This is a genomic window from Actinomadura spongiicola (assembly GCF_003432485.1).
Lineage (GTDB): Bacteria > Actinomycetota > Actinomycetes > Streptosporangiales > Streptosporangiaceae > Spirillospora > Spirillospora spongiicola.
Genome location: NZ_QVNQ01000001.1, coordinates 793,617 through 817,497 on the forward strand (window position 1 = coordinate 793,617; position 23,881 = coordinate 817,497).

21 protein-coding genes are annotated in these 23,881 nt (G+C 69.0%); 6 read left to right on the forward strand and 15 right to left on the reverse strand.

Annotated features, from left to right (window positions below; all coding sequences use genetic code 11):
- Window positions 1-206: 206 nt before the first annotated feature.
- The 11 genes from D0T12_RS03745 to D0T12_RS03795 all read right to left on the reverse strand — a co-directional run bounded on the left by D0T12_RS03745 (window position 207) and on the right by D0T12_RS03795 (window position 11,805).
- Entirely contained in the window at window positions 207-854 is a 648-nt protein-coding gene (locus D0T12_RS03745; protein WP_117397803.1) for a DUF4360 domain-containing protein, read from the reverse strand.
- A 168-nt stretch (window positions 855-1,022) separates the two neighbouring features.
- Complete coding sequence (locus tag D0T12_RS03750) at window positions 1,023-1,841, reverse strand: sugar phosphate isomerase/epimerase family protein (RefSeq protein ID WP_117397804.1); 819 nt, start codon at window positions 1,839-1,841, stop codon at window positions 1,023-1,025.
- Window positions 1,841-2,995 carry a dihydrodipicolinate synthase family protein gene (locus D0T12_RS03755; protein WP_233525831.1) on the reverse strand — a complete coding sequence of 385 codons (1,155 nt, stop codon included), beginning with the start codon at window positions 2,993-2,995 and terminating at the stop codon, window positions 1,841-1,843. Before D0T12_RS03755 ends, D0T12_RS03750 begins: the two co-directional genes overlap by 1 nt.
- Window positions 2,992-4,116, reverse strand: coding sequence for a Gfo/Idh/MocA family protein (locus tag D0T12_RS03760; RefSeq protein WP_117397805.1), 1,125 nt, complete (start codon window positions 4,114-4,116; stop codon window positions 2,992-2,994). Before D0T12_RS03760 ends, D0T12_RS03755 begins: the two co-directional genes overlap by 4 nt.
- Before the next feature lie 124 nt (window positions 4,117-4,240).
- Window positions 4,241-5,314: a Gfo/Idh/MocA family protein gene (locus D0T12_RS03765; protein WP_117397806.1), complete on the reverse strand. Its 1,074-nt coding sequence runs from the start codon at window positions 5,312-5,314 to the stop codon at window positions 4,241-4,243.
- Complete coding sequence (locus D0T12_RS03770) at window positions 5,311-6,111, reverse strand: alpha/beta fold hydrolase (protein ID WP_117397807.1); 801 nt, start codon at window positions 6,109-6,111, stop codon at window positions 5,311-5,313. Before D0T12_RS03770 ends, D0T12_RS03765 begins: the two co-directional genes overlap by 4 nt.
- A complete protein-coding gene (locus D0T12_RS03775) occupies window positions 6,108-7,157 on the reverse strand; it encodes an ABC transporter ATP-binding protein (RefSeq protein WP_117397808.1) in 1,050 nt (349 codons plus the stop codon). Before D0T12_RS03775 ends, D0T12_RS03770 begins: the two co-directional genes overlap by 4 nt.
- A complete protein-coding gene (locus tag D0T12_RS03780) occupies window positions 7,154-8,137 on the reverse strand; it encodes an ABC transporter ATP-binding protein (RefSeq protein WP_117397809.1) in 984 nt (327 codons plus the stop codon). Before D0T12_RS03780 ends, D0T12_RS03775 begins: the two co-directional genes overlap by 4 nt.
- On the reverse strand, window positions 8,134-9,009 hold the full coding sequence (locus D0T12_RS03785) for an ABC transporter permease (protein WP_233525832.1): 876 nt from the start codon (window positions 9,007-9,009) through the stop codon (window positions 8,134-8,136). Before D0T12_RS03785 ends, D0T12_RS03780 begins: the two co-directional genes overlap by 4 nt.
- Entirely contained in the window at window positions 9,006-10,106 is a 1,101-nt protein-coding gene (locus D0T12_RS03790; protein ID WP_117397810.1) for an ABC transporter permease, read from the reverse strand. Before D0T12_RS03790 ends, D0T12_RS03785 begins: the two co-directional genes overlap by 4 nt.
- 28 nt (window positions 10,107-10,134) lie before the next feature.
- Window positions 10,135-11,805, reverse strand: a complete 1,671-nt coding sequence (locus D0T12_RS03795) for an ABC transporter substrate-binding protein (protein WP_158581396.1) — start codon at window positions 11,803-11,805, stop codon at window positions 10,135-10,137.
- A gap of 183 nt (window positions 11,806-11,988) precedes the next feature.
- On the opposite strand from D0T12_RS03795, the gene D0T12_RS03800 reads away from it, so the two are divergent.
- The 6 genes from D0T12_RS03800 (at window position 11,989) to D0T12_RS03825 (ending at window position 18,550) form a co-directional block, all read left to right on the forward strand.
- Entirely contained in the window at window positions 11,989-12,990 is a 1,002-nt protein-coding gene (locus tag D0T12_RS03800) for a LacI family DNA-binding transcriptional regulator (protein ID WP_117397812.1), read from the forward strand.
- A 427-nt stretch (window positions 12,991-13,417) separates the two neighbouring features.
- Window positions 13,418-14,317, forward strand: a complete 900-nt coding sequence (locus tag D0T12_RS03805) for a sugar phosphate isomerase/epimerase family protein (RefSeq protein ID WP_158581397.1) — start codon at window positions 13,418-13,420, stop codon at window positions 14,315-14,317.
- Window positions 14,318-14,329: 12 nt separating this feature from the next.
- Entirely contained in the window at window positions 14,330-15,430 is a 1,101-nt protein-coding gene (locus D0T12_RS03810; protein ID WP_158581398.1) for a quinone-dependent dihydroorotate dehydrogenase, read from the forward strand.
- 5 nt (window positions 15,431-15,435) lie between these two features.
- A complete protein-coding gene (locus tag D0T12_RS03815; RefSeq protein WP_117397815.1) occupies window positions 15,436-16,563 on the forward strand; it encodes a glycerate kinase in 1,128 nt (375 codons plus the stop codon).
- A gap of 123 nt (window positions 16,564-16,686) precedes the next feature.
- A complete protein-coding gene (locus D0T12_RS03820; RefSeq protein ID WP_147339366.1) occupies window positions 16,687-17,859 on the forward strand; it encodes a hypothetical protein in 1,173 nt (390 codons plus the stop codon).
- Between the two features lie 97 nt (window positions 17,860-17,956).
- Window positions 17,957-18,550 carry an ASCH domain-containing protein gene (locus tag D0T12_RS03825; RefSeq protein WP_117397817.1) on the forward strand — a complete coding sequence of 198 codons (594 nt, stop codon included), beginning with the start codon at window positions 17,957-17,959 and terminating at the stop codon, window positions 18,548-18,550.
- 296 nt (window positions 18,551-18,846) lie between these two features.
- Here D0T12_RS03825 and D0T12_RS03830 read toward each other — a convergent pair whose 3' ends face one another.
- The 4 genes from D0T12_RS03830 to D0T12_RS03845 are packed head-to-tail and all read right to left on the reverse strand — an operon-like array spanning window position 18,847 to window position 23,857.
- The gene (locus tag D0T12_RS03830; protein ID WP_117397818.1) at window positions 18,847-19,896 is read right to left on the reverse strand and encodes a hypothetical protein; all 1,050 of its coding nucleotides are present in this window, start codon (window positions 19,894-19,896) and stop codon (window positions 18,847-18,849) included.
- 16 nt (window positions 19,897-19,912) lie between these two features.
- Complete coding sequence (locus tag D0T12_RS03835; RefSeq protein WP_147339367.1) at window positions 19,913-21,838, reverse strand: hypothetical protein; 1,926 nt, start codon at window positions 21,836-21,838, stop codon at window positions 19,913-19,915.
- On the reverse strand, window positions 21,835-22,560 hold the full coding sequence (locus D0T12_RS03840; RefSeq protein WP_117397820.1) for a toll/interleukin-1 receptor domain-containing protein: 726 nt from the start codon (window positions 22,558-22,560) through the stop codon (window positions 21,835-21,837). The genes D0T12_RS03835 and D0T12_RS03840 overlap by 4 nt, the downstream gene beginning before the upstream one ends.
- Entirely contained in the window at window positions 22,517-23,857 is a 1,341-nt protein-coding gene (locus D0T12_RS03845) for a helix-turn-helix domain-containing protein (protein WP_117398038.1), read from the reverse strand. The genes D0T12_RS03840 and D0T12_RS03845 overlap by 44 nt, the downstream gene beginning before the upstream one ends.
- Window positions 23,858-23,881: the final 24 nt, after the last annotated feature.

Sequence of the window (23,881 nt, forward strand, 5' to 3'; positions counted from 1 at the left end):
ATGGTCAGTCTTCAACCGCGCCGAACTTTAATGGAACGAGCTATTTTCGTTCACGAGAAGCGATTGCGGGCTCGCTGTTCGGTGAGGAATGCCTGTCCGTGGGCGCGCCCACGGACAGGCAGTGCTCGAAACGCTCCTGAGCTGGACGGCGGGAAGAAGAGCCCGCGCCAGGGTGCACGGCTGATGAGGTCGTCGGGGTCGTCCTGCTACGGGCAGCGCTTCTGGGTGAGGTGGTAGGTCGACTTGATGGACCCGTCGAAGGTGTCCATGCTGATGAAGCTGGGCTTCGTTCGATCCGGCCCCGGGGCGACCCGCAACTCATTGTTGATCAGGAACCTGGGGGTCGCGCCGCACGGCGTGAAGACGAGCTGGTCCGCCGGTCTGGTGAGAGTGATCTGCCAGTTGTCGTCGAAGGGGCCGCGGAAGGTGTGCTCCTCCTTCCCGCTTGACGGCTGGTTCTCGGTGCCGAAGTCGGCCGTCACCCTGCCGGTCGCACCCTTCTCCAGGAGGGCGGTACCTCGGTGGTCCGCCCTCCTGATGGCGTAGGAGTAGCCCTGCGGGCCGCCCATTCGCATGAGGACCTTGCAGTTCTTGCGGTTGTCGGCGGGTTGCGACGAACCGCCCGCCTGGGCCTTGAAGTCGGCGTAGACGAGCGAGAACGCGTCCCTGTCGGGTGACAGGTTCGCCCCAACGGTGTCCTTCGGGCAACCGGAGCCGCTGACCTCGTCGATCCAGACGATGGGCGGGTCCGGACCACGGTCGGGTCCCGTCTCGGCGGCGACCGGAGCGGCCGACACCGCGGTCGCGGTCAGCGCGGCGGCGGCCACGACGACACCGGCAATTCTTTCGTGCATGGGATTCCCTTTCGTTGAACGCCAACTAAAGGGACCGTAACCGCCATGTTGAAAACAGTCAATGATCAGTCTTCAACCGCGCCGACTTTAATAGAATGAGGTTTGTTCAGGTGCGAAGCGCGATAACGGCGAGAAGTGTCTCGGCCGCGAAGTCGTTGGACGAAGCCATCACACGAACTCGGCGAAGCGTTGGACGACGCGGCGGATGAGGTCGTCGGGATCGTCCTTCGCGTGCTCGTCGCTGATGATCTCGACCTCGATCAGGCCCGTGTATCCCGCGCGCTCGACCCGGTCGCGGAGGCCGTGGAGGTCGATCAGTCCGTCGCCCATCAGTCCTCGTCCGGCGAGGAGGTTCGTCGTGGGTGAGAGCCAGTCCGAGACATGGAAGCCCGCGATGCGCCCGGCCGCGCGGTCGACCGCCGCGTCGAGCCTCGGGTCCCACCAGACGTGGTAGGCGTCCACGATCACGCCTACGGTGTCGGCGTCGAAGCGCTCGGCGAGCTCCGTCGCCTCGTCGAGCGTCACGATCGCGGAGCGTTCGCCGATCATCATCGGGTGCAGTGGCTCGACGGCCAGGCGGACGCCGGTCGCCCGCGCGTGCGGCACCAGGGCCTCCAGTCCGCGGGCGATGTCGTCCCGGGCCCGCGCGAGGTCGCGTCCCTCCGGTGGGCCGCAGACCATGACCAGGCAGGCGGCGCCGAGCGCGGCGGCCTCCTCGATCGCGGCGCGGTTGTTCCGGAGCGCCTCGCGGCGCGCCGGGGCCGAGGACGCGGTGAGGAAGCCGCCACGGCAGAGACTCGACACCCGGAGGCCCGCGTCCCGCAGAAGACGCGCCGCCCGGTCGACGCCGATCTCCGCGACCCGGTCACGCCAGGGGGCGATGGCGCCGATCCCGTGCCGGACGCAGGCCTCGACCGCCTCGGGCAGGGTCAAGGTGGGGACGGTGATCTGGTTGAGGCTGAGACGCGCCGGTTCCGGAGGGCGCATCAGGTGATCCCCGCGGCGGCGAAGACGGCGGACGCGCGTGCCGCCGCCTGTTCGGGGTCGTGCAGCAGCCCGGCGCGGTCCGCGAGCACGACGGTCTCGGCGAGGTGGACGGCCGACCGCGCGGTCTCGAGCCCGCCGACCATCGAGAAGCTCTCCTGATGGCCGTTGAGGTACGCGAGGAACACGATGCCCGTCTTGTAGTTGTACGTCGGCTCGGAGAACAGGTGCCGCGCGAGCGGGACGGTCGGTGCCAGCAGGACCTCGTAGCGGGCGACGTCGCCCGCGTCGAGAGCGGCGAGCGCCGCACCGGCGGCAGGTGCGATGGCGTCGAACACGCCGAGCAGCGCGTCGCTGTGACCGTGGCCGTCACCGCGGATGAGTTCGACGTAGTTGAAGTCGTCGCCGGTATATAGGCGGACGCCCTCCGGCAACCGCCGCCGTAGGGCCACCTCGCGATCGGCGTCGAGCAACGAGATTTTGATCCCGTCGATCCGATCCCGGTGTTCGTCGATGAGCTCCAGGACGAGGTCGGTTGCTTCGTCGAGGTCGGTACTGCCCCAGTAGCCGCGCAGTGCGGGATCGAACGGTTCGCCGAGCCAATGCAGGATCGCCGGGTGCGTCAGTTGGCGAAGAACCTGCCCGTAGACCTCGCGGTAGTCGTCGGCGGAGCGGGCCTGCCGCGCGAGGGCGCGGCTGGCCATCACGATCGTCTGCGCGCCCTCGCCTTCGACGAACGCGCCCTGCTCCTCATACGCGGCCCGGACGTCGGCCAGTGAGACCGGCGCGTCCGGCGGCAGATGGTCGGTTCCGGCGCCGCAGGCGATGCCGCCGCCGACCGCGTGCGCTTCGGCGACCGAGCGGCGGATCAGTTCGCGTGTCGTCGCCCAGTCGAGTCCCGCGCCGCGCTGGGCCGTGTCCATGGCCTCCGCAACCCGGAAGCCGTGCGTCCACAGGTGGCGGCGGTACGCGAGCGTCGCGTCCCAGTCGAGCGCGGTCCGGTCGCCGGGGACGCCCACGACGTGCGCCGCGGCGAACGCGACACGCGACGTCGGCGGCGAGGACGGGACGGGAAACTCTCGCGGCCGGCCGAGGCGATGGGTCACCAGCCGCCCGTCCGAGGCCGGAAGGACGAGGCTCGTCTCCACCGCCGTCACAGCGACAGCTCCGGAAGCGTGACCCAGCGCCGCTCCTGCCAGGAGCGCGCCGCCAGTTCGGCGAGCTGGATACCTCGCGCGGCCGCCAGGAAGTCCCACGGGAACGGCTCGTCCAGGACGATGTGACGGAGGAACCGCTCCCACTGAACCTTGAAGGCGTTGTCGTAGGTCTCGGTCGCCGGCAGCGGCTGCCAGCCCGCGCGGTGGTCGATCGGGTCCGGAAGGTCGGGGTTCCAGGTCGACCTCGGTGTGGTCGCGGCCGGCTGGACGAGGCAGTTCTGCAACCCGGCGACCGCGCTGCCCTCCGTACCGTCCACCTGGAGCTCGAACACCTCGCCCCGCTGGACGCGCACGCACCACGAGGAGTTCAGCTGGACCACGACGCCGCCGTCGAGCTCGAAGGTCGCGTACGCCGCGTCCTCGGCGTCGGCGTCGTAGGGGCGCCCGTCCTCACCGATACGTTCGGGTATGTGCGTGGCGCCGAGGACGGACACCGCGCGGGGAGCACCGAAAAGGCCGTTGAGCACGTACTCCCAATGGCAGAACATGTCGGAGATGATTCCGCCGCCGTCCGCGCTCCGGTAATTCCAGGAAGGGCGCTGCGGCGCGGGGTCGGGCCCCGGAAACACCCAGTATCCGAACTCGCCGCGCACGGACAGGATGCGTCCGAAGAAGCCGCTCTCCACGAGCCGCCGCAGTTTCCGCAGCCCGGGAAGAAACAGCTTGTCCTGCACGATGCCGTTCTTGACCCCGGCGTCCCGGGCGGCGCGCGCCAGATCCAGCGTCGACCGGAGGTCGCCGGTCAGCGGCTTCTCGGCGTACACGTGCTTGCCCGCGGCGATCGCCGCGCGGACGGCGGGTTCGCGTACCGAGGTGAGCTGCGCGTCGAAGTAGATCTCGACCTCGGGGTCGCGGAGGACGTCCTGAAGATCGGTTGACCATTCCTTCAGCCCGAACTCCTCGGCGAGGGCGCCGAGCCGCGCGGGGTCGCGTCCGATCAGGACGGGTTCGGGCCAGATCACCGTGCCGTCGTCGATGGCGAGGCCGCCCTGGTCGCGGATGGCGAGGATCGATCGGATGAGGTGCTGGTTGCGTCCCATCCGGCCCGTGACGCCGTTCATGGCGATCCGGACGGTGCGTCTCGTGCGCGCACCCGCCGGAGACCCCGGGCTCACGGTCGAAGAAGCGATTGTCACGCTTGGCTCCTGCCTATAGAAATTCGTCGTGAAAGCGATGCGGCCCGGCTCAGGCGAGGCTCTTCATGCCGGCGGCCACGCCGTTGTAGAAGGGGTCGTCCGGAGTGATGGACCCGCGCCGCACGGTCTGACCGGTCGCCGCGGACTTGTACAGGGCGGCGAGCAGCTCCAGCGTCGGCCGCACGTCCCGGGGGCCCGGCTCCGGCGGACGCCCCTCCGCCCGCGCACGCAGGACCTCGGTCATCTGGGCGGTGTGCGTGGCCTCGGACTCGCCGTCGATCCGCCACTCCGGCGCGTCGTCACGGCCGGGTGCCGGGGTGAAGCGCCAGTCGTCGTTGCCGTACCAGTACACGCCGTCGACCTCGACGGTCGCCCGCTCGTAGTCGAGCCGGATGTAGGTGACCTGGCGCGGCGCGAGCGTCGCGGCGCCGACGCTGACGATCGCGCCGTTTCCGAACCGCACGGTGGCCATCGCGACGTCCTCGACCTCGATGTCGTGGGCGAGGGTCGCGCTCATCGCCGAGACGGCGTCCCAGTCGCCGTGCAGGGAGAGCAGGAAGTCGATGGCGTGGATGCCGTTCGTGGTCGTGGCCCCGCCCAGCTCGCTCTCCCAGCGTCCGCGCCAAGCCACGTCGTAGTACGCCTGGTCGCGGTAGAAGAGCGTCTGGCAGAGGCCGGTGTAGAGGGAGCCGAGCCGTCCGTCCTCGACGAGCCGCCGCAGGGTCCGGCCCGCCGAGCCGAAGCGCCACTGGCACACGCTCACGCAGTGTCCCTCGCTGCGCGCCTCGATCGCCTCGATCTCGTCGAGTTCGGCGAGCGAACCGCACAGCGGCTTCTCGCAGATCACCCACGCGCCCGCCTCCAGGCCCGCGCGGATCTGCGGCACGTGCGTGAACGGCGGGGTCGCCAGGTGGACGAGATCCGGCTCAACATCGGCCAACGCCCGGTCGAGGTCGGCGTACCCCGAGGGGATGCCGTGCTCGGAGCGGAACGCGTTCAGGCGCTGCTCGTCCGTGTCGACCGCCGCGACGATCTCGACGGGCACGTCCTGGGACCTGAGCGCCAGCACGTGCTGCGGCGCGATCACGCCGGTACCCACAATGATCGCCTTCAGCGGCGTCATGAATTCACCTCCACCGCGCCGGAGCCCGGCGCGTCGTTCTCGATGTCCCGGACCCAATTGCCGATCGCTTCGGCCACGCCGGCCGGATCGTCGTCATGGATCCAGTGGCCGCATCCGCTGAACTCGCGGTAACGCGTCCCGGGTCGTCGCGCCATTTCGCGGGCCTGCTCGGTCGGCAGGACGAAGCTTTCCGTTCCGTGCAGCAGCAGCGTGGGCTGCTTGACGGCCGACCAGTCGGCCCAGTGGTCGCCCACGAGGAGTTCCTGCGACCGCAGCATTTCCTCGGGGTCGAACGTCAGTCCCCAGCCGTCGGGATAGCGGACCGCGCTTTGCAGGAAATAACTCGCGTCCGGCATCCCCTGCGCCTCGATCGCCTCACCGAGCGCCCGCAATGACGGCGCGCGCTTCGGCCAGCCGCGCGTGTCGAGCGTGTTCGCGTCGACGAGCGCCTGCCCTTCCTCGACGATGAGCGCGCGGACGAGTTCGGGCCGCCGGGCCGCGAGGGTGTACGCGACCACGCCGCCCATCGAATGGCCGAGGACGATCGCGGGCGCGAGTTCCCGGGCCTCCAGGAACGCGGCCACATCGTCCACGTAGTCCGAGCACGCGTACTCGACGCCCTTGCGCGCGTGCCCGTGTCCACGCTGGTCGAGGGCGATGAGCCGGACGGATCCCGCGAGCGCCTCGGCCAGCCCGGCGAACGTCCGGGCGCTGCCGAAGTGCCCGTGGACGGCCACCACGATCGGACCGTCCCCGCCATAGTCGCTGAACGGTGTGGCGTTCTCGGATGGAGTCATCGATCCTCTTTCTTGAGAATGGTGATCGGCCCGGTCGAAGGACCGGCGGGCTTCTCTTCGGTCGTCGGCGAATCGGCGGACGCCGCGACGTCCTCATGCCTCCAGCAGGCCGCAGCCCGGCCGGGCAGCACTTCGGTCAGCGGAGGCGGCCGCGTCTCGCATTCCTCGACGGAATAGGGGCAGCGTGGATGGAAACGGCAGCCGGGTGGCGGTGTGCGCGGGTCCCCGACGTCTCCGGCGAGCGCTTCCGGGATCCGCCCGCTGCCGTCCGCGTGCGGTATCGCGGCGATCAGCGCGCGTGTGTACGGGTGCCGCGCCGACCGCCACAATTCCAGAGTCGGGCCGTGCTCGACGATCGTCCCGAGATACATGACGTAGAGTTCGTCGGCGATCTGCTTGACGATTCCGAGGTCGTGGGAGATCAGCAGCATTCCCACGCCGAGTTCCCCGCTGAGGTCGGTGAGCAGCCGCGCGAGCTGCGCCTGACCCGACACGTCGAGCGAGGCGAACGGCTCGTCCAGCACGAGCACCTCGGGGGACGGCGCGAGCGCGGCGGCGAGCGCCGCGCGCTGCCGCTGCCCGCCCGACATCTGGTGCGGGTACCGCTCGCGCAGGGACGGCGGCAACCCGACGAGTTCGAGCAGTTCCGCCGCCCGCCGCGAGCGGGAGTGGGAGCGGGAGCCGGAGCCGCCCGAACCGCCGTCATCGTCGCGGAAGCCGTCGCCGATCTGGTCACCGATCCTGCGCCGCGGGCTCAAGCAGGCGTACGGATTCTGGAAGACCATTTGGAGCGGCAGCAGCGAGACGTGCCGTGCCCGGTGCCCGAGCGGCGTCACGGGCCGGCCGCCGAAGGTCACCGTCCCGGCCGACGGCCGCAGCAGCCCCACGGCCGCGCGGGCGAGCGTGGACTTACCGCACCCGCTCTCGCCGACGAGGCCGACGATCTGCCCCGGACGCACCGCGAGCGTCACCCCCGCGACGATCTCCGCGGCCCGCCGGCCCTTCCCGTAGGCGACGTGAACTCCGCTGATCTCAAGTCGGCTCATGACGTCCTCCCGGCGGCGAACGGATCCGGCGGGCAGGCGAACCGGTGCCGGTCGTCCAGCTCGACCGGCGCCGGAACCTCGACCGCGCACTGGTCGACGCCGTGCGGGCAGCGGGGGTGGAAGGCACAGCCGGACGGCCGGTCTCCTGGCACGGGCGGCGTACCCGGGATCGGCCTGACGCCCTGATCGACCTTCGCTTCGGGGCTGGGCAGCGCCGCCAGCAGACCCGCCGTGTACGGGTGCCGGGGGCGGCGCAGCACCGTGCCGGCCGTGCCGGTCTCGACGACCCTCCCTGAGTAGAAGACCGAGAGCGTGTCGGCGAGCGCGGACATGACGCCCAGGTCATGCGTGACCAGCACGACCGTGACACCGGACTCGCGCCGCAGCCGGTCCAGCAACCGCAGGATCCCGGCCTGGACGGTCACGTCCAGCGCCGTCGTCGGCTCGTCCCCGATGATCACTTCCGGTTCGCAGGCCAGCGCCATCGCGATCGCGACGCGTTGCCGCATACCGCCGCTGAACTCGTGCGGGTGGCGGTCCAGCATCCCGGCCGGATCGGGGAGCCGGACCTCGGCCAGCAGCTCCACGGCCCGCGCCCGCGCCTTCGCGCGGCCCAGGCCGAGATGCGCCCGCATGTGGTCGGTCAGCTGCCGTCCGATCGTCAGCATCGGATGCAGCGAGGCCAGCGGATCCTGGAAGATCATCGCCATTCGTCGGCCGCGGACCGCGCGCAGCTCGCGTTCGGGCAGCCCGATCAGCTCCCGCCCGGCGAGCCGCGCCGAGCCCTCCACGATCGCGTCCGGGGGGAGAAGGCCCAGCACGGCCAGCATGGTGATCGTCTTGCCCGAGCCGCTCTCCCCGGCGATCCCGGCGATCGACTCCGGCTCGGCGGTCAGGTCCACGCCGTCCACCACGGTGACATGGCCGCGCGGTGTGGGCATCTTCACCCGCAGGTCGCGGATCTCAAGTACGGGTGTCATCGGCCCGGCCTCCGATCGCCGGTGACGCCACGGGGATCGAGCACGTCCCGGAGACGGTCGCCGAGAAGGTTGTTGGCGAGGACGACGGTGACGATGGCCAGCCCGGGAAAGGTCGGCAGCCACCAGGCCTCCAGGTACTGGGTGCCGGTGGCGATCATCGACCCCCAGTCGGCGGTGGGCTGCTGCACCCCCAGGCCCAGGAACGAGATCGCGGCGACCAAGAGGATCTTCTCGCCGACATCGACCGTCGCCATCACCAGCATCGGCCCGGTGAGGTTCGGCGCGATGTCGCGCAGCAGCGTCCGCGGCGCGGACGCCCCCCGCAGCCGGGCCATCATGACGAACTCCGACCCCCGGAGCATGAGCACCTGCCCCCGCACCAGCCGCGCGTAAGGGGGCCAGGACAGGATCAGGACGGCGATGACCGCGTTCCGCAGACCCGGACCGAGCGCGGCCGTGACGGCGAGGGCGAGGATCACGCCGGGGAAGGCGAAGACGAGGTCGGTGAACCGCATCATCGCCTCGTCGACCCAGCCGCCGAAGTAGCCGGCCACGCCGCCGACGACCGCGCCGATCAAGGACGAGGCGAGCACCACGATCAGCGCGATCGTCACCGACACCCGGGCGCCCCAGATGAGGCGGCTCAGGACGTCCCGTCCCAGCTCGTCGGTACCGAACCAGTGCTGGGCGGACGGCCCGACCAGCAGGTCCGGCGACTGCGCGAGCGGGCTGGCCGGCGCGATCAGCGGGGCCGCCAGCGCCACGACCAGCCATCCGACGGAGACCGTCAGCGCGGACGCGAAGAGCGGATTGCCGCGCGCCGCGCGGGCGACCATGGAGACCCGGGGCGGACGTGCGATCGCGCCGATCATGAGCCCACCCGGATCCGCGGGTCGACGACGCCGTACAGGACGTCGACGACGAGGTTGATGGTGACGTAGACCAACGTGATGCAGAGGCACGCGCCCATGACCGCGGGGAAGTCGAGGCGGACGGCGCTCTGGTAGGCGTAGGAGCCCAGCCCCGACCAGGAGAAGACCTGCTCCACGAGCACGCTCGCGACGAACACGTTGGCCAGCGCGAGTCCACTGACCGTGATGACCAGCGGGGTCGCGCCCCGCAGCACGTACCGCCGCAGCACCGTCGACCGCTTGAGTCCCTTCGCCGTCGCCGCGCGGACGTAGTCCTCGCTGATCACGTCGAGCACGGCGGCGCGAGTGAACCGGGTCAACAGGGCGATCCCCGGCGTGGCCAGGATCAGCGCGGGAAGGATCAGGTGATGGACGGCGTCGGTGAACGTCCCGAGGCGGCCCGTCAGCAACGCGTCCAGCGTGTACATCCCGGTGACACTCGGCGGCGGTTCCCCGCCGACCGGCAGCCGCCCGCCGCCGGGCACCCAGCCGAGACGGTAGTAGAACAGCTGCAACGCCAGCAGACCGAGCCAGAACGCCGGCACCGACATGCCGGTCAGCGACACGGTGCGCAGCAGGTGGTCGGCCGGACGGTCGCGCTTCAACGCGGAGACCATGCCGAGCGGGACGCCGACCAGCACGGCCATGAACACGGCGGCGATGGCGAGTTCGGCGGTCGCCGGCGCGCGATCGGCCAGGTCGGACAGGACGGGCTGCTGCGTCTGGATGGACGTGCCGAGATCGCCGTGCGCCAACCGCTGGAGGAACTCGCCGTACTGGGTCAACAGCCCGTCGTCGAGGTGGTACTTCGCGCGGAACGCCGCGACGGCCTCCGGGTCGGAACGCGCGGCGTCGCCGAGGTTCGCCGACGCCGGATCAGCGGGAATCACGTTGGACAGAAGGAACACCACGAACGTCACCGCCAGGCACAGCACGACGGTCGCCAGGAACCGGCGCACGACGAAGGCCACCGAAATCGGTGACCGGCGCCGGCGCGGCAGCGCCCCGCGTCGCCGGCCATCGGTCTGCCGGCCATCGGTCTTCTCCGCGTTGGTCATGCCCACTCCTTCCGCTGCCTGGCCACCATCAGGCGGCGGAATCGCCGACGGGACGGATCGCGGGAATGTCGATGCCGTACTGCGGGCTGCCGATCGCGCCGGCGATGTCCTTGGTACTGACGACCGACGACTGCGGCGCCGCGAGCGGGAAGTACGGGCCGACTTCGTTGAGCCGCGCCTGCCACTGCCGGACGAGCCCGGCCCGCTTCGCGTCGTCGAGCTCCGCCCGTGCCTGCCCGGCGAGTTTCACCACGTCCGGCGCGGCGCTCTCCGTCCAGTGCACCCGCTCGGCGTGGAAGCCGCCGGGGGACATGTTCAGGTAGGCGGTGCCGTCCATGAAGTCGGCGCCGCGCCCCAGCAGGCCGAAGTCGATCTTCCCTGCGGTCTGCTTCTCGTTGAGGATCGCGATCGGTGAACCGCGCAGCCTCACCTTGAAGCCCACCTGCTGGAGATTCTGCTGCATCTTGGCCGCGACGGCCGAGAACGAGACGCCCTGGAGCGTCAGGTCGGACGGGTAGTCCAGCGTCAGCCGGTCCTTTCCGGGCCCGGCGGCCTGGAAGGCCCTCTTGGCCCGCGCCAGGTCACGCTTCACCGCGGACGAGCGCGGCAGCGATCCGGGCATCCAGGACGGGATCACGCCCGTCATCTGCGCGGCGCCGGGCCCGGTGACGCGGGTGATGCCGTCGTGGTCGAGGCCGTAGCGGATCGCCTCGCGGACACGCGGGTGGGCCGTGACCGGCGAGGCCTGGGCGTCCACGTTCGCGAAGGCGAAGAAGGTGAACCGCGACGCCTGCGACGAGACCGTCACCCTGCCCTTGATGCGCCGGGTGTCGGTGGCGGACACGTCCAATGCCACCTCGGCCTTGCCGCGCTGCACGTTCGTCGCCTGCGCCGCCGCCTGCATGTTCCGTACGATCACGGTCTTGAACGGCGGGGCGCCGCGCCACGGCTTCGGGCTGCTCTTCAACGTGATCTGCGAGCCCGACTCGTACTTGGTCAGGACGTACGGCCCGCTGCCCGCTCCGGTGGACTCCCCGGAGTTGAACCACTTCTCGGCCTGGTCGGTCTTCGCCGCGTCGGGGGAGTCGGTCGCGCCGTGGGCCTTCGCGAGCTCGGAGTTGACGATGCTCGTCGCCGGGTTCGCGACGATCGCGGGAATGGCGGCGTTCGGTTCCTTCGAGGTCAGCACGACCTTGTTCGGCCCGTCGGCCCGCACTGTGATGCCGTCCATCAGGTAGGAGCCGTTGGCCTTGAGGTTGGCCAGCCGTTGCAGCGAGAAGACGACATCGGCCGAGGTGACGGGCGTCCCGTCCGCGAACCGTGCGCCCCGGTCGAGTTCGAAGGTGTAGCGCTTGGCTCCGGCGTCCGCCTGGAACGACGTGGCCAGCGACGGCTGAGCCCTCTTGACGTCGGAGCCCGGGTAGGTGAGGAGCGTCTGGTAGACCGCGTGGTCCACGACGAACGCGGTCGGCGTGAACGCGCGCTGCGGATCGAGCGAGTCGATGACGAACGCCGTGTCGACGGTCAGCATGTCACCGGCCTTGCCGGCGCCGGCCGGGCCGCCGCCGCAGCCGGCCAGCACGGCCCCTCCCATGATGATCGCCATGCTCGCCGGTGCCGCGCGCCGCGCGGTGTTCCTCGCCCGCGCCGTCACAGGACGGCGGTTGCCCTTGCGTGAGTGCTCTCTACGGCCTTCCATGCCCGGTCCTTTCTCCGTATCCACCGCGGCGGATTCGGAGGATGGCAAACGATTACCACGCATAGTTCCAACGGCGAAGCGGCGATGTCAAGCGAAAACGTCCAGGTCATGTGTGCGGACAGTGCGAAACAGGCGTCGTGTAGGGGCCTCGACGGATAGAATTTTCCGTCAGGAGGTGGCCATATGGGGTCTCTGGCCGACATCAGCGAGCGCGCGGGCGTCTCGATCGCGACGGCGTCGCGCGTCCTCAACGGCTCGAAGCACCCGGTCTCGGCGGCGATGCGGGAGCGCGTGCTCAACGCCGCCGCCGAACTGGGCTACGCGCCGAGCTTCGCGGCGCGGGCGCTGGTGACGGGCCGTACGCCCATCGTGGGCGTGATCGTGGGCGACATCGTGGACCCGTACTTCGCCCACATCGCACGCGGGGTCGAGCACGTCGCCGGACGGCTCGGCTATCTGACCATGCTGTCGAGCGCCCACCGCTCGACCGAGGCCGAGATCCGGCATCTGCGGGCGCTGCGCGCCACCCAGGCCAGGGGCGTGATCTTCGCTTCCAGCGGATACACCGACGACCCCCACCGGCAGGAACTCCAGCAGGCCGTGGACGAGGCCCGGGAATCGGGCGCGCGGGTCCTCACCCTCGCCCATCGCGAGCTCGACTGCCCCTCGGTGACGTTCGACAGCCGGGCGGCCGCCTACGACATCACCGACTACGTCGTCTCCCTCGGGCATCGCCGCATCGCCTTCGTCGACGGCCCGAAGGGCCTGTTCACCTCGCTCGAACGGTGTGCGGGCTACGAGGCCGCGATGGCCGCCGCCGGGCTCGACCCGCTGCGCTTCGAGGGCGGCTTCGAGTACGAGGCGGGCTACGACGCGGCCCAGCACATCGCCGCCGCCGGCCCGCTGCCCGACGCGATCATCGGGGTCAACGACGATGTCGCCATCGGCATCGTCATGGGCCTGCGCTCGGCGGGCATCGAGGTCCCGGAACGGGTGTCGGTGGCGGGGATCAACGACACGCGACCGGCCGCCTACACCGGCCTCACGACCGTCAGCGCGCCGCTCTACGAACTGGGCCTCACCGCGGCGCGCATCGTGCTGGCGGAGAAGGGCGCCGACGAGCCGTCCGACAAGGTGCTGCCCCACCAACTCGTACCGCGATCGACGACGCGCCGCGCCAACTGAGAGCCCGGCTCCACGGAAAAACAGCACCGCCTGGCCATCCCACCGGCCAGGCGGTGCCCCTTCCCGCATCCGAACCCGCGGCGGCCAGAGCCCGGTTCCGCACCCGGAACGAGCCGTCCATCCGGACGTTCCCCCTGTTCAAGCCGCTGCCAGGCCACCCGGAACGCCGCCTCGGCATCGGCGTTCAACGTCCGTCCCGAGAAACCACGGCGCGGCACTAGGCAACCGGTAAGCGTTTACCATAGACTCGTCGGCACGCCCAACCTTCGGCCGGCCTGCGCGGCTGCGCACTGCCCGCCCTGGGGCGGCGCCATGGCCACGTCGCACACCCACGGCGACCCGGCACCACCACACCACCTCGACCAACGACCCGACCGGCGGCCCCAGCCGGTCGCCAGCGATGCGCGCACGGGAAACGGAGCCACAGATGGACGTCTCGATCGTCACCGACGAGGTCAGCGCGGACCTCGACACCGCGCTGGAACTCGCCCGATCCTGGAACGTGACACACGTGGAACTGCGCGGCGTCGGGGACGGCCGCTACCCGCGCGTGGGCCGGGAACTCCGCGCGACCACGCCCCGGCTGATCCGCGAGTACGGCGTCTCCGTGGCCGCGATCTCCTCCGGCCTGTTCAAGATCCCGTTCCCGGACCGCGCGGCGCCGCTGAGCTTCTACCAGTGGAGCACCTCCGCCTCGCTCCGCGCGCTCGCCGCGGCGGAGGAGGCACTCGAAGACCACCTCGAACGGCTCCTGCCCGAATGCGCCGACGCCGCCGAAGAACTCGGCTGCCCGATCGTGACCTGCTTCTCCTTCACCCCCGGAATCGCGCTGCACCGCGAGATGCTCGGCGTGAGCGACGACGTCCCGGACGGCGTGATCGAGGTGATCCGCGAGGCCGGACGCCGGCTCGCCGCCCGCGGGCTCGTGCTCGCGCTGGAGAACGAGATGACCACGTGGGGCGCGTCCGCCGCGACGACGGCCGAGATCGTCCGGGCGGTGAACGAACCGAACGTCGGGATGACCTGGGACGCCGCGAACGCGTATCTGGCGGGCGACCTCCCGCCGTTCCCGGACGCCTACCGCCGGGTCGCCGACCTCGTGCGGCTCGTCCACTTCAAGGACGTCCGGACCAACGCCACCACCGGCCGCCGGGAGTTCTGCGTCGACGGCGAGATCGACTGGGTCGGCCAGTTCGCCGCGTTGCAAGCCGACGGCTACACGGGCGCTGTGTCCGTCGAAACGCACATCCGGCCCAAAGTGGCACCGAGCCGCGCCCTCGTCGAACGCCTGCAAGGCCTGCTCGCCGCGCTTCCCGGTCAGGCCTGACGGATGGCGTCCATGTACGAATCGGTCGTCAAGCCGCTGCTCTTCCGGCTCGATGCCGAGCGGGCCCACGAACTGACCCTGCGGGCCGCGGCGCTCGCCGGCCGCTCGAAGACGGTCCGCGGCGTCACCCGGCGGGCGTTCAGCGTCGAACACGAGCGCCTGCGCACGAACGTCGCCGGGATGTCGCTGGCCAACCCGCTCGGCCTCGCCGCGGGCTTCGACAAGAACGCCCGCGCCATCCAGATCATGGGCAGCATGGGCTTCGGCCATATCGAGGTCGGCTCGATCTCCGCCTTCCCGTCCACCGGGAACCCGCGCCCACGGCTGTTCCGCCTGCCGAAGGACCACGCGGTGGCGGTGGCCTACGGCGTCCCCAACGAGGGAGCGGAGGCGATAGCTCCCCGCGTCCACCGTCCAGAACACGCCCGCCTCGGCGTCAACCTGGTCAAGACGAACGACGTCCGGCGCCCGGCCGTCGAACCGGACGTCTACGAGGACTACGCACGCTCGTTCGAGCTGCTCCAGCCGCGCGCCGACTACGTGACCCTCAACATGAGCTGCCCGAACTCGGCGGGCGACCGCGACTTTTTCGACGAACTCCCGCGCGTCGCCGCACTCCTCGATGAACTCTCCGCGGTCGCCCCATGCGTCCCCGTGTTCCTCAAGTTGAAGCCGATCGGCGACGCCGGCGTCCTCCGGGAGATCGTGCGGATCGCGGACGACTTCCCGTTCGTCGCCGGCTTCGCGATCAACCTGCCCGCGGGCAAGCCGTCCGAACTGCGCCTGTCGACACCGCCCGGTGAACTGGCCGCCAAACCCGGCGCGGTCGGTGGCCCACCGGTGGAAACGCTCGTGAACCACGTCCTGAAGACCCTGCGCCGGACCATCGGCCCCACCAGCCGGTACGCGCTGACCGCGGCCGGCGGGGTCACCTCGGCCGACGCCGCCTACCGCAAGATCAGCCTGGGTGCCGATCTGGTCCAGTTGTACACGGGCCTGATCTACCGTGGCCCGCGGCTCGTGCCGACAATCCTGGACGGCCTGCTGCGACGCCTCGACGCCGAAGGCCACGACACCGTCTCCGCCGCCATCGGCACCCACGTCGACTCCTGAACGAAATGAAAGGACACGTCGTCGTCGCTCCGGACAAGTTCAAAGGATCGCTGTCCGCCACCGAAGTCAGCGAGTCCCTCATCTCCGGCCTGCGCCGGACCTGCCCGGAGATCGAGTACATACGGTCGCCGGTCGCCGACGGCGGCGAAGGAACAGTGGACGCGGCGGTAACCGCCGGATTCAAACGGATACGAGCGACGGTCTCCGGCCCGACCGGAGAACAGGTAACAGCCTCGTACGCGGTCAAGGACGATACGGCGATCGTGGAACTGGCCGAGGCGTCGGGAATGAGCCGACTACCCGGAAGAAAGTCCGCGCCGTTGACGGCGTCCAGCCGGGGTGTCGGCGAACTGATCGCCGCCGCCGTGCGCGCCGGATCCAAACGCATCCTCCTCGGACTCGGCGGCAGCGCCTGCACCGACGGCGGAACCGGCATGGCCACCGCACTCGGAATGCGTTTCCTCGACGCCCGAAACCTAGAACTCCCACCCGGCGGAGCGGCGCTGCGCGACCTGCACAAAATCGACCCCGGAAATCTGCGCCGCAGCCTAACGGGAATCACCATCACCGTCGTCGCCGACGTCGACAACCCACTCCTGGGCCCGGACGGCGCCGCCCACACATTCAGCGCCCAGAAAGGCGCCGCCCCCGCCGACGCGGACGCTCTGGAGGCCGGACTCACCCGCCTCCACGAGATCGCCCGACGCGACCTGTCCGTAGACGCCGCCGACCGCCCGGGAGCCGGAGCCGCCGGTGGCGTGGGCTACGGCACCGTCGCCTTCCTCGACGCCGCACGAGTCGAACCAGGAATCGCCCACATCCTCGACCTCCTCCACCTCACCGACCAGATGAAAGGCGCCCGCCTCGTCATCACCGGCGAAGGATCACTGGACCGGCAGACCTTGCGCGGCAAAGCCCCCCTCGGCGTGGCGACCGCCGCCGCGCGAGCCGGCGTGCCCGTCATCGCCGTCTGCGGACGGCGCTCCCTGACCGACGACGAACTCCGCCACACCCCTTTCGTCGGCGCCTACGCCCTCACCGACATCGAAACCGACCCGAACAAGTGCATCACCCAGCCCGGCCCCCTGTTGAAACGGCTGGGCGAACAGATAGCGGCCGACCGGCTACGGTAGAGCGTCGATCCAACCGAAACAATTGAAAAAGAGGCCGCATCCGGCCCGACCATTGGTCTCCTCGTGTACGGCGAATCGTGTGACTCTGCTCCTGACTTTTACCTCGCTCCCGGGAGTTGCCCCATGGTAAAGATCAAAGCAATGGCGCACGGCCTGCTCCTCCCCCTGCTGGCCGGATCGATCTTCCTGACCGTGAACCCATCCGCCGCGTCCGCCGCAACAGCCGATCCCAAGGCGGGCGACCCCTGCAAAGCCGCCGATCTCGGCAAGAGATATCCGTTCGTCAAGAGCGCGGTGACCGAACCCACCATCACCCATTTCAAGGGGTACTACATCACCGACGGCTCGACCGGCAGCCAGAGCGTCACGATGAGCACCCAGACCGTGATCACGGTCGAGGTCGGGAACTCGTCCCAGATCAGCAGCGGGTTCAGCATCGGAACCCTGTTCAAGGTCGAGGCCTTCGTCAGCCGCACGGTGAGGAAGGCCACCGCCACGACCAACGCGGAGTCCCAGACCATCACCTGGAACTTCCTCAAGCCCGGCTACTACGGCCTCTACCAGGGGACGAACAAGGTCACCGGCGTCTACGGCAGCCTCAACTGCGGCCGGGTCGACCTGGGCGGCGGCCGGTACACCACCCGGTGGATCGAACGTCCGGGCGGTACCTACACGACCTTCTCCACGATCGAGGAGGGCGCCGTCCGATGCGAGGACAAGGTGCCCGCCAACAGCATCATGAGCAAGGCCCAGAAAGTCCTAGGCTGCACCGGCACCCCGGCACAGGCGGCACCACGCCCACCCGCCCCGAAGCCCCCGACCAACCAGACCGCGGCACAACCACCCGGCTTCACCTGCCTGGCGGGCTACTACCGGATCGCCACGCCCGACCGCCTGCTGTTCTGGTGGAACGCCAACGGCACGGACGAGTTCCGGCTGCACTCCTGGGCGAACAACGCCAGGGTGCAATGGCAGGTCTGCCAGGGCCCGACCACCAACGGCATGGTCGAGCACGTCTTCCTCACCCGCCAGAGCAAGAAGTGCCTCACCTTGAGGGCCTCGGACGCGCCCACGGAAAGCGCCCCGTTCTACGAGGAGAAATGCCGAACCGTCGACGACGGCCAACGCTTCTACGTCTACGACGACGTCCCCGGCACGAACCTCGTCGGCATCCAGAACAAGATGACCGGATTCATGATCGGCCAGGAGCGCGTCACCGACAACGAGACCATGCGCCAGTACAGCCTGGGCAAGCCCGACGGAACGGGCACCTACGTCCTCGAACCCGTCCCGTAGCCTCCGTCCCCGCTGATCTCCACCACCAGGAGATCAGCGGGACCCCGCGGCAGGAGAAGATGGCAGCAGGAGAGACGTATCACCGGGGGAGGCGACGATGCTGTTCCGAAAAGAGGTCCTCGAAGGAATCGTCGGCGGACGGATCGACCGGGTGTTCCGGGTATGGGCCGAGCCCCGCGTCCGCGCGGGCAGCACCCAGCGCACCTGGGCCGGGATCATCGTCATCGACTCGGTCACCCCCGTCACCCCCGAGGACATCACCGAGGAGGACGCCCTCCGCTCAGGCTTCAAAAGCCGCGCCGCCCTCCTCGCCGCCCTCTCCAAGAGCACCAAGGAAGGCGCCTACCACCGCGTCATGCTCCACCTGGGCGGCCCCGACCCCCGCTCAAAGCTCGCCGAGAACGCCGACCTGACCGCCCAGGAACTGGCCGACCTCACAGCCACCTTGGACACCATCGACGCCCGCAGCCGCCGCGCCCCCTGGACCCGCGAGGTCCTCCGCCTCATCGAACAACACCCCGGCCTACGCGCCCAAGACCTGGCCGAACACCTGAACCGCGAAAAACTCTCTTTCAAATCCGACGTCCGCCGCCTCAAAGACCTGGGCCTCACCGAAAGCCTGGAAACCGGCTACCGCCTCACCCCCCGCGGCCAAACCCTCCTGACCCACCTGAACCCCCACCCTGAATAACCCACCCCGGCGAATGTCCGGCCGGTCCGCGTCACCTGAGGCGAAATCGGTGATGTCGAGGACGATCAGCTCCGGCCCCCCCGGGGTCGGCGCCGGGTGGCTCGAACGCCACGAGAGCGAGACCTGGGGCGCCGCGTCGTCCTGGCCCGGCTCGACGGCAGCGCGATGGGCTGGCGGTCGAAAGCGGTGGCGTCCGAGTCGTTGAGTCGGGTCGCGTTGGCTGAGGCACGCGGCACGAGCGGGGCGGGTGGGGGGCGGCGGTGGCGGCGCCGAGCACTCGGCACCCCACCGCCGATTCAATCTTCATTGCCGGCGTCTTCGGTTTCGACGTCGCTCGGTCGGTCGTACCGGCGGACGAGGTCCTCGGCTATTTCGGGGCGGCCGTGCATGGTGGCCCATTCGGCCATCTGTCGGGCGAGCAGGCGGCGCTGGGGGTCGGACTCATCGAACCGCATCATCTTCAGGAGAGCTTCGAAGCCATCCGCAGGCGCCGTATCGTGGTCCGGTGAGTGTGGGACCGATCCGTTCGAACCGAATTGACCTGGAGCAGTGGCGGCTTCATACAAGAATGGACGAAAGGCTGGCGGTACTTCCTCATTGTTCGCGGCGGACGAGAGCTGCGCGAGCAGGCTGATGTCGTTGACGGTCTTCTCCACCTGCTCCTCGTTTCTCGCGAGCCACCAGACCACGGCGCTGCCGGGGTCCTTCAACACGTCTCCGCCGAGGTACTCGCGCCTGTTCTGTTCGTACTTGCGCTCGTGCTCCCAGATGGCTTCTTCCTTGCGGACCACGGCGAGCTTGTCCAGCCGTTCCTGGTCGCGGTCGGGAAGGGTGATCCGGACCGATTCGGCCATTGTCCGTACGCGTGCTGTGGCGTCCGTTCGCATCTCGCCGAGCGCACTGGCCAGTTCATGCTGGACGAGCGAGACGTGCATCGGGTCTGCCGCCTCAGTGATCTCGCGGGCGCGCTTCACCACCGCGTCGAGCGCGACGGCGGCGTAGTTGATCGCGGACTCGTCCGCCGATGATGTCGGTGCCCAGATCACGATGGCGGAGAACTGGAAGAAGTAGTCCGGTCGGCTTGTCGGCAGGAGGACGCCGGTCAGGCGGGTCCCCCTGTTGTCCGCTACGGGGACGGACGTGTACTCGAAAGCGGGTTCGGGCAAAGGGTATCCAGCTCGCCGGTGCCTCGCCGCCTTCACCACGTACAGCAGTACGCCTCCGAGTGCGGCGATCGCGATGAACGGTATCCATAACGGCCATGGGGCAAAGAGGACCAATCCGATGAGGATCGTTCCGCCGATGACCACGAAGTAGAGCGTCGTGATGCTTCGTCCGGCGCTCACGGTGTTCTCCAATCGTTCACGTGGGTTGGGTGGGTGAGGTCTCTCGCAGCGTGTTGATGAGTTGAATGATCGGCTCGCTGAGCAACGCCCACGATTCCTTCTCTCGGCTCATCGTGTATAGCTGCGCCAGGACGGTCGCATTTCCTCGACCCGCGCGGACGAGGATGCTGAGAAGCGCATGGCGGTGCTGTTGGTCGGCGGCGGCGACATGCAACCAGGGCCTCACTCTTGGAGCCCACGTCTCACACGGACGCCGCGTGAAGACGAGAGTCCAGCCGATGGCCAGTTGCCGGCGGACAGCGTGTTCGGAAATGAGCGCATGGTCGCGCCGGCCGGGGTCGGTGAGTGCCTCCGGATCGGCGAGATCCAGGAAGAGGTCGACGTCCGTGGGCCACTTTCCAGCTTCAGGCGTTGCTTCGGTCAAGCGCGCCAGCATTTGCCGACGAAGCCTTGGGGCACCGTCCGCCACCTCCACCAAGGTCTCGCGGGCGCGGGTTCCGCGCTCCCGTCTCGCCACATGGAGCAGCCGGACCAGGGCCTCGTCGGGATGCTTCGCCATCATCTCGTCACGGCACGCCGCAATGATCACCTCGGCGAGCCGGGTGGAGAGAGTGGTCGAACGCGACCAGACGTAGATCTTGCGGCGGAAGGCCCGGCCTTGCTTCTCATCTCGGAGGCCGCGTTGCAGGATCAGAGCGGCTGCCTCCATTTTCGGGCGTGTGGTGGGGGCTGCGGTCAACTTTTCCACGAGCGAGAACAAAGCTTGCCGATAGCGTTTATTCAAGCACTGTTCGGTAAAGCGCTCGATCAGATGTGCGCGTTCGCGGTACGCGAGGTCCTGAGAATCGGCGGTCTGCTCTATCCAGGCCTGTAGCGCGTTGTGAAGTTCCGGCATAAAGGTCCAGAAGTACGACCGTACCGCCGCGTCGTAATCGAGTTTCTTGAACCGGACATCGCCGGACGAGCCGAGTTCCGCGCCGATCTCCTTGAGCCTGACGTCCAGGGGAGCGCGCTCCAGAATCGGGCTTTCCTCGCGTGGGTGGTCTACCGTGTCGAGAAGAGCCGCGCCGGCATGATGAATGACATCGGCGTGGGCGTTGTGCAGCATGGCGACGGCGAGCAGCAGTGCGCGTTGCCGTCCCGTGGCGAGGCCTGCCACCTGCGTGGCCACGTCTTCCACCTGGCCGGTGAGCGCACGATAGGCGTCCTCACACCACTGCTCGAAGGTGCCTTGGCGGTGCTCGTCTCGTGCTCGCCGGATCAGCTCGATGTATCTGGGGACGTCCGCCATCCGCCAGTCAGCGTCCAGTAAGCGCGGCGGAGGAGGCTGAACCGGCCAGGAAATTTCCTCTACGCACAGATAGCGGTACAGAACCTCCTCGACCGCCGGGCGCTGAATCTCGGCGTGGTACGGAGCCAGTGTCGAACCGGGGTGGCCGGTCCTGTCCGGCAGTACGAGGACGAGGCGGGCGTCGCGGTCCTGGACCGTGGCGCGGAGGGAGGACAGCTCGGCACGGACCTCGTGCCAGCGCGGCCTGTCCACATGGGAAAGGTCCATCCACACGAGTTCGCCGTCGCCGACATGACTGTGATCGATGGGCGGCACATTGTCGCTGTCCTGTAGGAGAAGTTCGTGAATCTGCCCGCCATCGCAGCCGACTTCCCAGAGCAGCATCTTCGCCGCGGCCGTCCGGCCACTGCCTGGGAGCCCGTCAAGCAGCACGGTGTGTGAGGCTTCCAGAATGTCTCGCGCTTTGCCCAACCCGACTGGTTCGACGAAGCGTTGTCTGAGCCAGCGCAGCTCGTCCGCGGGCTGCTTTCGAGGGGAGACTCCGAGCGGGCCGGATTGCGGCAGGTAGTAGTTGTGGTTGTTAATGTTTCCCACGCCGCCGTGCATCCCCCCTTGAACGCTCGAAGCGTGCGCCTGGAACGTGTCTCTCAACGGTTCTTCTCCTCTCGTTCCCGGCTGAATCGGTGGCCGACGCCACCATGGTTGTCACCCTGGACGTAGGTCGCCCCGTCGCCGGAGAAATGCTGGGTGTTCTGGTTGATGTCGCCCTTCCCGGCGTGTACCGAGCCGGCATTCCCCTTGATGACCGTGCCGACGTCACCACCGATGTCGCGGCCCTGGACGGCCGTGCCGTGGATGTCGCTCGCGGTGTTGTTCACGTTGACGTTCTCGGGGGCCGGGGACGCCTGCGAATCCGCCCTTCTGAGTTCCGGGACGAGTTCGCTGAGGAAGTCGCCGATGCGCCTGATATCGTCCTCGCCATCACGAGGCTCCAGCCGCAGAGATTGGACGTCCGCCAGGCGTGCCAGTTCGATCGGCAGGTCTGCTGCCTTCAGACGCTCGGTCTTCCGCCCCTTCAGAACAGGGATGACGGTGACCTTCGAGGCATAGGCCTCCAAGATCTCCCGGCGCACCCAGTCGCCGTCTTCGCGTAGCCGCACGTCCTGGGCCCAGCCCGGCCCCATGACGGCGAGCAGAACGGCACTGTTGCGTACGGCGTTGAGCAGCCTTTCCGGATAGGACTGACCCGGCCGAATGGAGGTCGTGGCACGGAAGACCCGTTCCCCGCCGAACCGGTCGGACAGCCCTCGTTCCAGCATCGCGGCGGCCTCATCGCCGTCTCCGGTGCGGTAGTTGATGAACACGACCTGCATCCTGATCTCCTTGATGGGTGGTGGCGCGCAAAGCCGCGCCTAGTTCGGGCATCAGCCGGCGCACCGATGAGCTCTTCGGGTATCGGTGCAGCGTTCGCGCGAGGTTGCGCAGGTCCGCCGACACGGTCGCCGAGCCGGTCGCGGTGATGCCCTGCAACAGTTCTCGCGTCAGCTGACAGGCGCGGTCGATTTCGCCGTCCATGGCATGGGCTAGTGCCTGCCGCACACCGAAGCGGACTCGCGTGCGCACGGCTTGCCCGGGAACCTGCGCCAGCTGCGCCTCGATGACCTGGGCGGCAGCACGGGGTCGTCCCAGGTCGTGCAGACACCAGCCTCTGACCATCTCGGCCGGGTCGGTCAGGCTCGTGGTGCCGAGGACCGGCGAGTTCGAGCTCTCCGTGTGGCGGGCCAGCATGGTCCGGGCTCGCTCCAGGCTCCGCATGCACGCGTCGTAGTCGCCGGCGAGCGCGTGCCCCTGCGCCTCCCGCTGTGCGGCCAGTCCGCGGATTCGCGGCGGCACACCGCCGTGCTGCGCCTGCCGGGCCAGTTCGATCGTCTGCCGGGCGTCCTCGCGGTAGAGGGTGACGAGCGCGTGCCGGACCATCGCGTACGCCGCGAGGTGGTGATCACCGCCGGCCTCGGCAAGATCGACCGCGCGTCGCGTCCACCACAGTGCGCCGTGCTCGTCGCCGTTCTCCTGCACCAGCCAGCCGATGTACTCGGCGTAACGGGACCCGAGCCGCAACAACTCCTGACGCGAGTGTGCACCGACCTGGCGGGACAGTTCCTGGACCGCATGTGTCTGTGCGATGAGGACCGGCAACAACAGCCCTGGGGTCGTGACCTGCCCCAGCTGCCGATACTGATCGAACAAAGCTCGAAAGGTTCCGAGAAGTGTCGCGGCCTCGGCATTGGCGGGTATGGTCGGCAGGCCGATGCTCATTCCCGCGATGGATGCGGCGCCGGCCACCACCGCCTGCCGCCGGCTCATGGGCTCGAACCGGCTTTGGCCGTCCGAGGACAACCGCATCAGCCACACCTCCTCGTCGACGCCTGTTTCGGTGACCCGGGTACCGGACGGGTTATCCGGGATTAGGGCGGCAAGCGCTCCTTTCGCGTCGAGTACGGCGTCGCAGAGACGTGCCAGGTCTCGGCTGGGACTTTTGATGCCTCGTTCGACCTTGCTCAGCTGGCCCTTGCTGTAATGAACCCGCTGGGCGAGTCCACCGAGACTCATGCCGATCGCCAGACGCCTTCGTCGAAGCTCTGTACCGAACTCGGTGGGCCGCTCGGACACTTGGACCTCCATAACCGTCCATCG